Raw genomic sequence first — 12,357 nt, 5'->3', positions numbered from 1 at the left:
TTGCCCCGAACAGTGATTTAGATCACGAATTTCACAATTTATATAAAATTAATTATCTGATTTGACAAAAGTTCAACATTTCAATTACAACTAGGGGATTGAATTCCTTATGATGTGTTAAAGCACAACGGCGACACTTCCACACTGGCGTAACTTATGTAACAGTGGGGAGAGTCCACGTAAAAATCATAGGTAATGACTACAATCTATTCAGAGCATAGTTAATTGCCTGAAGATCGCTAATTACCTGAAGATTGTTAATTACCTGGAGAACGAATTTTTCATCCTGAATGCGGCTATCCGCCTTACTCTGTATCCTATTTGACGACTGTGTCACAACAGAGTTTCACCGGTCATTCTTCACTCGCCGGTGCACAGGCATGACGGTATTTCTTCAGTGAGAATTTTTAAAATTAAAGCGCTAAGGAGACTGTAAATGGCTGATAAGAAAGCAACACTTACTCTAGAGGGTAAAGATCCAATTGAGCTAAATGTCCTATCAGGTACATTGGGGTATGATGAGATTGATATTCGTCCCCTCGGTTCTAAAGGTTACTTCACATTTGACCCCGGCTTTACCTCTACCGCATCTTGCGAATCCAAGATTACCTATATCGACGGTGACGAAGGCATCTTGCTACACCGTGGCTTCCCGATTGCCCAACTGGCTGAAAAATCGAATTATCTTGAAGTTTGTTACATCCTGCTGTTCGGTGAAGTCCCGACACTAGAACAGTATGAAACCTTCAAAACCACCGTAACACGTCACACCATGATCCATGAGCAGATTACTCGTCTGTTCCACGGTTTCCGTCGTGATTCACATCCAATGGCCGTATTGTGCGGCGTCACCGGTGCGCTGGCGGCGTTCTATCACGATTCACTGGACATTAACATTGAGCGCCACCGCGAAATCGCGGCCTACCGCCTGCTGTCCAAAATGCCGACCGTTGCAGCAATGTGCTACAAATACTCACTGGGTCAGCCGTTTGTTTATCCGAAAAACAACCTGTCCTACGCGGGTAACTTCCTGCACATGATGTTCTCCACCCCTTGTGAAGAATATGTTGTGAATCCGGTGCTGGAACGTGCCATGGACCGTATCCTGATCCTGCATGCCGATCACGAGCAAAACGCTTCGACGTCTACCGTGCGTACTGCTGGCTCGTCTGGTGCGAACCCGTTTGCCTGTATCGCCGCGGGGATCGCCTCGCTGTGGGGACCAGCACACGGCGGCGCGAACGAAGCCTGCCTGCGTATGCTGGAAGAAATCAGCAGCGTGGAGCATATCCCTGCATTTATCGAGCGTGCAAAAGACAAGAACGACTCCTTCCGCCTGATGGGCTTCGGTCACCGTGTGTACAAAAACCACGATCCGCGCGCTACCGTCATGCGTGAAACCTGCCATGAAGTGCTGAAAGAGCTGGGCAGAAAAGACGACCTGCTGGAAGTGGCGATGGAGCTGGAAAATATCGCGCTGAACGACCCGTACTTCATCGAGAAGAAACTGTACCCGAACGTGGACTTCTACTCCGGTATCATCCTGAAAGCGATGGGGATTCCGTCTTCCATGTTTACCGTTATTTTCGCGATGGCACGTACCGTGGGCTGGATTGCACACTGGAACGAAATGCACGACGACGGCATCAAAATTGCTCGTCCACGTCAGCTGTATACCGGCTACGACAAACGTGACTTTGCATCCAATCTGAAACACGATTAATCCATTCCGTACGCATAAAAAAGGCCGGATTTTCCGGCCTTTTTTGTTTGAACCCAACGCTGATTTTCAATGACGATTGAAGTACGGATAATCGGCGCAGTTAGTAATGGAATACTTTAGTAAGATAAACCTGTTTAGCGTCTTTATTAACCCAGATATAGAAGGTTGCCTCTTCAATTTCGGCCCGCTTTTTCCATACTTCTTCCGCCCCCTCTTTCCGTTTCTGCTGCTCATATCCTAATGCTGTGAGGTACGTTTTTAGCAGAGTAGCATCAGAGGTGTTATTAAAAATAATGGCGTTTGATGGCGCGTAGCCATCACCAGGCACGTATTCAAAAGCGTAATTGCCCGATATTCTCGGGACGTTACGGATATCTTCATCGGTGAACGCATAGTAGGTAAAATACTCACTTTCAGTATACGTTCTTATCTCCGTGGACCCCGATACCACAATAAATACAAATAACATCCCAACCATTGCCGCTGGAACCAAAAGCAGTAATAGATATTTGATTACTTTCATGCCCTAACTCTTCCACCTTTGGGCTTGTTAAATTCAAGAGTTGTACCATCATCCGTTAGAATTTTAACTATGCCAGAAGTAAAGTCATTCCATGGGCGAACCCAAGTCATAAAGTGAGGTAAAGTCGCTATATAAGGTGTATGTCGTACACAAGCATCTTGCGGATCGGGAAAGATAATAGGACGAAAACCTTTATTCTTATGGGAACCGATAGCACCATAAAAATCCCAACGTCTAATCGCTGCATCACGGCTTACAGGGCGGACACGATAAGAATATTGGTCTGGAATTAATGCGCGATAAAATCCCAAAAGGTCTGAAACTAAATCCTCACCACTGAACCCACTATCTGTATACCATGAGAATAGATCATATTGCTGTTTTTCAAATCGAGGAGCAATATTCATAAGCATCGCAAGCATGATGCTATTGATATCTTCTCTGCTTCTCCCACTCTTGATTTCCCATCGATTGAACTTTCCTATACCAACGTTATGACCGAATTTTTTGTATCGCATATCTTGGCGATACATAACGCGATAACTCTTTTCTCCAGAACTTTCGCCGGCCAAAAACTGCTGTTTTAATTCAACAATATCGTCTCCCCTTGCATGGCCCATATCAACCCAGCCCAGCAATTCGGTATAAACAATACCTGATTTGAGCATATCAAAGAGGGAACCGTCTCTAATGTCACTTCTATTACTCATACGAAATCCTTTTCAATTAATCTAAAAGCTGCACAGTGCCCTTTAACTCTGACAGTGCGGGCACCAATAGAACGGGCGTGATGACAGCATTGTTCTTTCGATGACTCCGCCGCAGCGCTCGCAGCGTTCCCCTTCTCGATGGAAAACCTTGAACGAGAAAATCGCCCCGTGATGTCGATTCTCATCAACGGTGCCGCGCGTGTTGTAGGACAAACGGGGAATCTCCAGCAGCGCTCGACTTAACGTCTGCAACTGTTCCTCATTCAACTGTGCTGCCGTGTGTTGCGGTGCAAGCTGTGCCTGCCAGAGAATCTCGACGCGCAGGTAATTTCCTAGCCCGGCGAGAAAAGCCTGATCCAGCAGCAGCCCACTGAACTGGCGACGGCGAAAGCGCGGTAATAACAGACGCTCACACACCTGTTCCGGCGTCAGTGAGAGATCCAAGACATCAGGGCCAATACGTTGCAGGAAAGGATGCGTCGAGAGCGTCTCTGGCGTCAGCATTTCAATATCGGACGCGCTGTAAAGCAGAATGGCGCGATCCTGCGTTTCCAGCCGGACGCGCAAATCCCGCTTCGTTTCTGGCGACTCACCGGCATTCACCACTCGCCACACGCCATACAGTTGGTTGTGGCTATACAACACCCGATCGTTGCTAAAATAGGTCAGCAGCGCCTTTCCGCGCGTTTCGATCTGCCTGACCTGCTGCCCGACTAATTCTGCCTCGTATGGCTTCAGTTCTGGAAACGCAAACCAGACACGCGTCAACGTTTTTCCCACCACGGCTTCAACCAACTTATCGGCCGCCCGGCGAATTTCCGGTCCTTCCGGCATACCTTACTCCCTGAAAATCAGACGTATTGCGCGATTAATTCAACTAGTGCAGCGCGCCGCCAGTCACCGCCACATCAACCTGCTGCACCAGCGACTGCTTAATCATCACTTCCAGCGCCGCCGTGACTAACGGCGTGGGCATGCTCGGCTCACCGGGGTGTCGCGCGGCCTGCTCCGGCGAATAAGGAATATGAACAAATCCGCCGCGCACCACATCGCCCTGCTGATGTAACTGATGTAAAAGCCCGTACATCACATGGTTGCAGACAAACGTCCCTGCGGTTTGCGATACCGAGGCGGGAATGCCCGCTGCACGCAATGCCTGCACCAGCGCTTTCACCGGCAGCGTCGAGAAATACGCCGCCGGCCCCTTTTCCACCACTGGCGTATCAGTCGGCTGGTTACCTCGGTTATCCGCGATTCGGGCATCGTTAATATTAATCGCCACGCGTTCGACAGAAATATCAGCACGACCGCCTGCCTGCCCCACCGCGATCACCACTTCCGGTTGCCATTCGGCTATCGCGCGGTAAAGCTGTTCCAGCGACAGGTCGAAGACGCAAGATAAACGGCAGGCCACTACGCGCGCACCGCCAACTTCCCGCTGATGAAGTACTTTTACCGCTTCCCAAGAGGGATTAATCGCTTCGCCCTCAAAAGGCTCAAACGCCGTAATCAAAACGGTTTTCATCGGTTATCCCCGTCATACAAAAAATAATGATTATGCCGCAGCAACAGCGATCTGATGCTGGCTAAAACAGTTACGCAGCTTGCGGGCAAACAACAGCGCGTGTTGTCCATCGCCGTGAATACACACGGTATCCGCCTGCACGTTCACCCAGGAACCGTCAATCGCTCTAACCCGTTGACGTTGAATCATCTCCAGCGTTTGCGCCAGCGCCAGTTCATCGCTGTTAATCAATGCCCCCGCCTGAGTGCGTGGCACCAGCGATCCGTCAGGCAGATAGCAGCGGTCGGCGAACACTTCCTGACGCGTCTCCAGCCCCAGCCGTTGCCCGGCACGAATTAACTCGCTTCCCGCCAACCCGACTAAGCGTAACGCCGGATTCACCACTTTCACCGCCTTGGCTATCGCATCAGCCAGCGCCGGTTCGCATGCCGCCTGATTGTAAAGCATGCCGTGAGGCTTAACGTGCGACAGCGTGCCGCCTTCCGCGGCAACAATCGCGCTGAGCGCGCCAAGCTGATACACCACCTGTGCAAAGACAATTTCCGCAGGCACATTCATCGCCTTGCGGCCAAAATTTTCACGATCGGGAAAGCTCGGGTGTGCACCAAGCGCGACGCCATAGCCGATTCCCCAACGCACGGACTGACGCATGGTTTGCGCATCACCGGCATGAAACCCACAGGCAATATTGGCAGACGTCACCAGCTTGAGCAGCGCTTCGTCGTTCTCACAGCCTTCGCCCAGATCGGCATTCAGATCAATAATCATGCAGCCTCCACGCCAGCTGTTCGAGGTAACGTCGCTGTTCTTCGGCCGCTTTTTGCGCCTGTGCCTGCGTACAGTGAATAAAATGTATCGGTTCACCGAGCCGGATTTGCGCCAGATGGAATAAATCGGCTTCGATCACCGTCGCAATACGCGGATAACCGCCAGTTGTCTGCGCATCCGCCAGCAGTACGATAGGGTGACCATTGTGCGGAACCTGCACCACGCCCGGCAGCAGCCCATGCGATGGCAGCTCGCGCGGTTTGCTACCCGGCAATGCGGCGCGCTGTAGTTCAGCGCCCAGCAAACGGTAACCCATACGGTTACTTTGCGGGCTCAGTTGCCAAGAAGTTCGCCAGAACAGTTCCTGCATCTCTTCGCTGAATTCCTGATACTCCGGCCCCGGCAAGGCCCGCACGCGATTGCTGAACAACAGTTGCTTGATACCGACTTCGCGTGTCAGTTCGCGACTCGGCGTTCCCAGCGGAAGCTCATCGCCATCCCTCAGCAAACGTCCGTCAAAGCCGCCAAAACCGGCTTTCAAATCGGTACTGCGCGACCCGAGCACTTCCGGCACATCCACACCGCCGGACAGCGCCAGATAGCTGCGCATTCCGTTACGCGGCATGCGCATTTTCAACGTTTGTCCCGGCTTCACAGCAAAACGCCAGCCGGTCCAGAGCGGTTTGCCATCCAGGTCGGCATGACAGTCCGCGCCGGTCAGCGCCACCCAGCAGGCAGTGGTGAATGTTGCAGTAAATTTGCCCAGCGTAATTTCCAGCGCGGCAGCATTCTCAGCGTTGCCCACCAGCAGGTTGGCCATTGTCAGTGCAGGCAGATCGAGCGCGCCTGACTGGCTGATACCCAAACGGCGAAAGCCGACGCGACCGCCATCCTGCACTGAAGTATGCAATCCCGCATGGATAACCTTCAGCATACGCCCTCCTTCTGTGGCAGAAACCGAACGTTATCGCCAGGACGCAGCAGCGTGGGCGGCATCGTTTGTGGATTAAACAGCTTCAGCGAAGTGCGACCAATCAACTGCCAGCCACCCGGCGTCGCCAGCGGATAAATCCCCGTCTGCGCGCCACCAATCCCGACCGATCCTGCCGGCACGCGCAGGCGCGGTTCGGCGCGACGCGGCATATGCAGCTTCTCATTTAATCCGCCGAGGTAGGCAAAGCCCGGCTGGAAGCCCAAAAAGTAGACCACATACTGTACGGCAGCGTATGTGCTTCTACAACCTGGCTTACTGTCAGGCCACTGTGCGCGGCAACCTCTGCCAGATCTGGCCCCGCCTCTCCGCCATACACGACGGGAATATCGATATCGCGTGAGTCAAACACCAGCGATTCACTCTCTTCCCACCAGCGCTGCAAGCGTTCAATCGCATCCAGCGCCACCAGCTGCGGATGCGCCAGCAGCACCGTTAGATTGTTCATGCCCGGAATCGCTTCCAGCACCTCTTCATGATGGTTCAGGCGCTCGGCAAGCCCCCATATCCGCTGCTGGCTCTCCAGCGACATTGGCGGTTCCAGTTCCAGAACGACAGCGCTCTCGCCCAGAAGATAACACCGTGCTCGTTGCAATCTTTCCTCCTGAATCGCGTTTTATCCGTCATGGTGAACATGGCTAAATGATTAGCGTTGCTTACTGATATTTTTTCTTCTCAACAGCCAAGCAAAAACGATGCCAATATCAAAAATGTGACATCATTCCTGTGCGATACCAAGACGTTCAGTCCCTTACGCAGGGTTAGGAATATCAATGAATGTCACATCAAAACCATGCTGTGCCGCCAGCCACTCGCCCAACGCTTTGATGCCGCCGCGTTCGGTGGCATGGTGTCCGGCAGCAAAGAAGTGCAGCCCCATTTCACGCGCGATATGAATCGTTTGCTCAGACACTTCACCGGTAATAAACGCATCGACCCCGAAGCACGCCGCTTGTTCAATAAAACCCTGACCGCCGCCGGTACACCAGGCCACACGCTGTATCTGTTGCGGTGCATTATCCCCACAATGCAGCACGCTACGCCCCAGCCGTTTTTCTACACGGCGGCAAAAGGCGTCTGCCGTCATGGGCTGCGCCAGTTCGCCATACGGCACCAGCGGTTCGATCGCGCCCTGCACCTGAATCTCCAGCAGCGCCGCCAGTTGGGCGTTATTCCCCAGTTCCGGGTGTGCATCCAGCGGCAGATGGTAGCCGTACAGGTTGATATCATTGAGCAACAGCGTTTTCAGTCGGTTACGCTTCATGCCACAAACAATCTGCGGTTCGTTTTTCCAGAAGTAGCCGTGGTGAACCAGAATCGCATCGGCCTGCTTTTCTACCGCCGCATCCAGCAGCGCCTGTGAGGCCGTTACGCCCGTCACAATGCGTTTTACGTCCGCACGCCCCTCAACCTGTAAACCGTTCGGTGCGTAGTCCTGAAACGTCGCCGTGCTCAGTTTCTCGTTAATGATTCTTTCCAATTCCACATTACGCATACTTGCTTTTCTCTTCTCGATCGTTATCCGCCATACCGATATTTTTGGCCGCCTCAAACGCCGCCAGCGTATTCTGACGCGCGGTTTTATGGTCGACGATGGGCAGCGGATAGTTCAGCTGATGGTGGTGTTTGTCAGCCCAGCGATGGGGCTGATGAATATCTTTATCCGGCACGGCAGCTAGTTCGGGCAGCCAGTGACGAATAAACCGACCGTCAGGGTCGAAGCGCTCGCCCTGCGTTGTCGGGTTAAAAATACGAAAATAAGGTGCCGCATCGGTGCCGGTCGACGCCGCCCACTGCCAGCCGCCGTTATTCGCCGCCAGATCGCCATCCAGCAGCTGCGACATAAAGTAGCGTTCGCCTTCGCGCCAATCGATCAGTAAATCTTTGACGAGAAAACTGGCGCAAATCATACGCAGGCGATTGTGCATCCAGCCCGTTTCATTCAGTTGACGCATCGCGGCATCCACGATCGGGTAGCCCGTTTTCCCCTGTTGCCAGGCGGCTAAATCCTCCGGTGATTCCCGCCATTTCACCCACTGCGTCCACGCGGTGAACGGTCGGTGTTTACACAGCTGCGGCCAGGACACAATCAGGTGGCGGTAAAATTCACGCCAGACCAGCTCGTTAAACCAGGTAAACGCTCCGCCTTCACGCCGTTCCAACATCTCCAGACATTCGGCACGCAGACGGTTAAAGCATTGGCGCGGCGATACGATCCCAAGCGCCAGATACGGAGACAGTTTGCTAGTGCCGGGCAGCGCTGGGAAATCCCGCTGCTGGTCATAGTCCTGCACCTGCTCGCGGCAAAAACGGCGCAGTTGCTGTAATGCCGCACGTTCTCCACTGGGGAAATCATCGCTATCCACCTCGCGCTGCGGGTAGCTAAACGGTGCCAGTTCCACCGTGTTATTGATCGGCTCACCGCGCGCGTCTGGTGCCGGTACGCACGTCGTATCCGACTCCAGCAGACGTTTGATAAAGGCCTGACGAAAAGGGGTAAACACTTTATACATCTCGCCGTTGCCCGTCAGCACGCTACCCGGCGGTAACAACAGGCTGTCATGATAACCGTGACAAACCACGCTATCGGCCAGACGATCTTTCACCTGCTTATCACGCAGTTGCTCGTTGATTTCATACTGGTAATTGTAGAAAAGATCGGTAGCCTGCTGCTGCACACAAAACTGTACCAGCCAGTCAACCGACGCCGCAAAGTCAGCACATTCGTGGTAATACAGCGGGATACCTTTCTCGGCCAGCGCCTGCTGCACCAGCGTCAGGTTCTCCAGCAGAAAGGCCGCCTGACGCGGTGCCATATCGTGCTTTTCCCACTGCGCAGGCGTGGCGATAAAAACCGCCAGCACGCTGGCGTTCGGATCCTGACAGGCCGCGTACAGCGCCAGATTATCGGTAACGCGTAGATCGTTGCGTAACCAGACTACATGGGTGCTCATGACATTCCTCGGGCGGTCAAACTAGTGTCCGTAACGCAGGCGTAATGCTTCCGGGTACGGCTCAAAGTAACGCTGCTGAGCCAGATACGCATCGGGGTATTCCGCCATGTAATGTTTTAGCAACGTGATCGGTGCCAGTAGCGGCTGCAAACCCTGTCGATAGCGATCGATGAGCTGCGCCAGTTCCTGTCGCTGCTGAGAATTAAGCTGGCGTCGGAAATAGCCCTGCACGTGCATCAACACATTGGTGTGGTTGCGCCGTGTCGCAGGCGTCGACAACAGCTTCATTAGCCGTTTCCGGTATTCAACGATGTAGTCTTCCAGAGACTCCCACTTATCGATTCCCGCAACGAACGGCCCTAGCTCGCGGTATTCCGGCTGGGAATGTGCCAACAGCAGGAGTTTATAGCGGCTATGAAAGGCAATCAGCGCGCCACGGCTCAGCCCGTTTTGCCATAGCTGATTCAGTTCGTGTAACGCATAAACGCGCTCAATGAAATTTTCCCGCAAGCCGGGATCCTGCAGGCGTCCGTCTTCCTCAACCGGTAGCCAGGGCATTTGCCGCATCAGCTCCTGCGTAAACAGGCCGATACCACTTTTACGCGCATCTTTTTGCGCTTCATCGTAAACCTTCACGCGCTCCATACCGCAACTTGGCGATTTGGCGCAGACGATATAACCGCATAAGTGCTGAAGCTGGCTGGCTTTGTCAGCGGAAAACGCCGCCATCTGCTGGGTGACATCCAACGGCGAACCATTACTGGCACGCAGCGTGACCTGGCTTTCCCCTTTGCGCACCAGCCTGAGCGCCGGACGCGGCACCGGTAAACCAATCGCCATTTCCGGGCAGACCGGTTCAAAACGAAAATAGGGTGCCAGTTGTTCAGCGGCAAACGTCAAACGCTTGTGTCCGCCATCAAATCGCACGGGATTACCGAGCAGACAGGCGCTGATACCAACAGGAATGAGTTCGAGCGTCATGATTTATCCTTACGCTTGTCATATATGGTTTGCCTTGATGGCATTCTGCAAGCCCTCTGACCAGCATAGCGGATTTCACCACGATTCTGTGCAGTCGCAGCGAAGAATAAAGTAATAAATCATGAGATTGATGGATTATGTCGATCAAATAAGACGGTTTTCTCTGCGAGCGATATTGATATCCAAAACGTGCATCGCGGATATCGTTTCGTCTGTCATCAAATAGCCTTATTCCCCCACTACAATCCTCATTCCGATATAGAGTCCCAAAGAGGATACCCCATGTTTTTTCCCCTGCTTTACTGGCGGGACGCTTTGCTATGGCCTTTAACCAGGCAACCCGCAAGCGCCCGTCCGATCCACCGATATCAAAATGGATATCGCCTCCCGTTATTGCACGGAGGTGATGATGACCAACGCTGAACTCACCACGCCCGCCGCGATTGCGATCGACAAATTGTCCCACGCTTTCGCAGGCAAAACGGTGCTCGACTCCATTAGCCTCAATGTGCCGAAAGGCACCATTCTGGCTTTGCTGGGGCCTTCCGGCTGCGGCAAAAGTACGCTGCTAAAGTTGCTGGCCGGTCTGTTACAGCCGGACGCGGGCACCATTCATTTTGGCGATCGTCAGGTTGCCGGCCACCAGCTATCTCTGCCGCCAGAGCAGCGCAATCTGGGCATGGTCTTTCAGGATTATGCGCTTTGGCCACATATGACCGTTGCACAAAATGTCGGGTTCCCACTGCTGATGAGGAAGGTTCCGCGCGATCTCTGCCGTCAACGCGTTGAAGTCACGCTAGCGCGCGTCGGTCTGGCTGATTTTGCCGATCGCAAACCGGCCGATTTATCCGGCGGTCAGCAACAGCGGGTCGCACTGGCGCGCGCCATTATCGCGGAGCCGAACATCCTGCTCTTCGATGAACCGCTATCCAATCTCGACCGGGATCTACGTGAATCGCTTTGTCAGGAGATGGCATCGCTCTTGCGCCATCTTGGTACCACCGCTGTGTATGTCACCCATGACAGAGGCGAAGCCAACATACTGGCGCATCGTATTGTTCACATGTCGCAAGGCCACATTACTGATATCACCACACGTTAACTTTGGGGAAAAATGCAATGAAAAACACACTGGTTACCATGAATAAACGAGGCATCATTATGGGTATAGCTCTCTCATTAGCAGCGGTAGCAGGCAGCGCACAGGCCCTGACGCTGTACACCGCCGGACCGGGAGCACTGGCAAAAAAACTGGCAGCAGGTTATGAAAAGCAGACCGGCGTGAAGGTCGATGTTTTTCAAGCAACAACCGGTAAAGTCATGGCCAGACTGGAAGCCGAACAGGCCAACCCACGTGCCGATGTCCTGATTTCCGCCTCCTGGGATACCGCGACAGATTTGCAGCAGCGTGGCTGGCTGTTGGAGTTTGATAGCCCGAATGCGGCCACCGTACCTGCACAGTTCAAAACCCCTTTCTACGTGGCACAGGGCATTTCCGCACTGGGCATTGTGTGGAACAGCAAGAGCGGCACGCCGGAACCCAAAGACTGGAACGACCTCACCAAGCCTGAATTTAAAGATAAAGTCACCACACCAGATCCCGCGCTGTCCGGTGCCTCGCTCGATCTGCTGATTGGTTTACAAAATGCGGAGAAAGATAAAGCCTGGGAAATGTTCGATCGCCTAAAAGCTAACGGCATGATCATCGCCGGCCCGAACGCCCAGGCATTAACGCCAGTGCTGCAAGGCGCGAAAGCCGCCGTCTTCGGGGCTGTCGACTACGTTTCTTACGGCAGCATGGAGTCTGGCGAATCCATTAAAGTCATTTTCCCTTCCAGCGGCACCGTCATTGCCCCTCGCCCGATGATGATCCTGAAAAGCAGTAAAAACCAGCAGCAGGCAAAAGACTTCATCAACTACATGTTGTCGCCTGAAGGCCAAAAAGCCGTGGCGGAAGCCTGGTTAATGCCCGCACGTCAGGATATTGATGCCAAGCGCCCTCTGTTTAAGAGCCTGACATTACTGCCAGAAGGCGATAGCGCATCAGCGTCCCGTGCGGCCGTTCTCGATCGCTTTGCTGTCTTATTTGGTCAGCGCTAAGCCTGTTCAGCCATACCCCCTGGATAGTTCGAATGACAGAACACTAGATAATGCCTTGCTGACGACCGTCAGCAAGGCTGGA

General features: G+C 53.3%; 12 protein-coding genes and 1 pseudogene. 3 read left to right on the top strand and 10 right to left on the bottom strand.

The features are described 5' to 3' along the window. Positions 1-436: 436 nt before the first annotated feature. Positions 437-1,723, top strand: coding sequence for a citrate synthase (locus HP572_RS03910; RefSeq protein ID WP_240584825.1), 1,287 nt, complete (start codon positions 437-439; stop codon positions 1,721-1,723). 100 nt (positions 1,724-1,823) lie between these two features. On the opposite strand, the gene HP572_RS03905 is transcribed toward HP572_RS03910, so the two are convergent. The 10 genes and pseudogenes from HP572_RS03905 to HP572_RS03860 form a co-directional block, all read right to left on the bottom strand. Next, entirely contained in the window at positions 1,824-2,246 is a 423-nt protein-coding gene (locus tag HP572_RS03905; RefSeq protein ID WP_240584824.1) for a hypothetical protein, read from the bottom strand. Continuing rightward, positions 2,243-2,956: a hypothetical protein gene (locus tag HP572_RS03900; protein ID WP_240584823.1), complete on the bottom strand. Its 714-nt coding sequence runs from the start codon at positions 2,954-2,956 to the stop codon at positions 2,243-2,245. The genes HP572_RS03905 and HP572_RS03900 overlap by 4 nt, the downstream gene beginning before the upstream one ends. Positions 2,957-2,998: 42 nt before the next feature. Continuing rightward, complete coding sequence (nei, locus tag HP572_RS03895) at positions 2,999-3,790, bottom strand: endonuclease VIII (RefSeq protein ID WP_240584822.1); 792 nt, start codon at positions 3,788-3,790, stop codon at positions 2,999-3,001. A 43-nt stretch (positions 3,791-3,833) separates the two neighbouring features. Then, positions 3,834-4,481 carry a pyroglutamyl-peptidase I gene (gene pcp / locus HP572_RS03890; RefSeq protein WP_240584821.1) on the bottom strand — a complete coding sequence of 216 codons (648 nt, stop codon included), beginning with the start codon at positions 4,479-4,481 and terminating at the stop codon, positions 3,834-3,836. Positions 4,482-4,511: 30 nt separating this feature from the next. Beyond that, entirely contained in the window at positions 4,512-5,249 is a 738-nt protein-coding gene (gene pxpA, locus HP572_RS03885) for a 5-oxoprolinase subunit PxpA (protein ID WP_240584820.1), read from the bottom strand. Then, positions 5,239-6,183, bottom strand: a complete 945-nt coding sequence (gene pxpC, locus HP572_RS03880; RefSeq protein WP_205552579.1) for a 5-oxoprolinase subunit PxpC — start codon at positions 6,181-6,183, stop codon at positions 5,239-5,241. Before pxpC ends, pxpA begins: the two co-directional genes overlap by 11 nt. Next, a pseudogene (pxpB, locus tag HP572_RS03875) lies at positions 6,177-6,835 on the bottom strand (5-oxoprolinase subunit PxpB). Before pxpB ends, pxpC begins: the two are co-directional and overlap by 7 nt. Positions 6,836-6,991: 156 nt before the next feature. Then, on the bottom strand, positions 6,992-7,735 hold the full coding sequence (locus HP572_RS03870; protein ID WP_240584819.1) for a type 2 GTP cyclohydrolase I: 744 nt from the start codon (positions 7,733-7,735) through the stop codon (positions 6,992-6,994). Continuing rightward, a complete protein-coding gene (gene phrB / locus HP572_RS03865) occupies positions 7,728-9,194 on the bottom strand; it encodes a deoxyribodipyrimidine photo-lyase (RefSeq protein ID WP_240584818.1) in 1,467 nt (488 codons plus the stop codon). Before phrB ends, HP572_RS03870 begins: the two co-directional genes overlap by 8 nt. Before the next feature lie 21 nt (positions 9,195-9,215). Continuing rightward, the gene (locus HP572_RS03860) at positions 9,216-10,175 is read right to left on the bottom strand and encodes a 2-thiouracil desulfurase family protein (protein ID WP_240584817.1); all 960 of its coding nucleotides are present in this window, start codon (positions 10,173-10,175) and stop codon (positions 9,216-9,218) included. Between the two features lie 409 nt (positions 10,176-10,584). On the opposite strand from HP572_RS03860, the gene HP572_RS03855 reads away from it, so the two are divergent. Together HP572_RS03855 and HP572_RS03850 are read left to right on the top strand one after the other, a co-directional pair. After that, entirely contained in the window at positions 10,585-11,277 is a 693-nt protein-coding gene (locus HP572_RS03855) for an ABC transporter ATP-binding protein (RefSeq protein ID WP_240585685.1), read from the top strand. 17 nt (positions 11,278-11,294) lie between these two features. Then, on the top strand, positions 11,295-12,275 hold the full coding sequence (locus HP572_RS03850) for an ABC transporter substrate-binding protein (protein WP_240584816.1): 981 nt from the start codon (positions 11,295-11,297) through the stop codon (positions 12,273-12,275). The last annotated feature ends 82 nt before the right edge of the window (positions 12,276-12,357 follow it).

Origin of the sequence: Pectobacterium sp. PL64 (assembly GCF_022477975.1) — a bacterium.
Classification (GTDB): Bacteria; Pseudomonadota; Gammaproteobacteria; order Enterobacterales; family Enterobacteriaceae; genus Pectobacterium; species Pectobacterium jejuense.
This window is presented reverse-complemented; position numbering and strand designations above follow the sequence as displayed.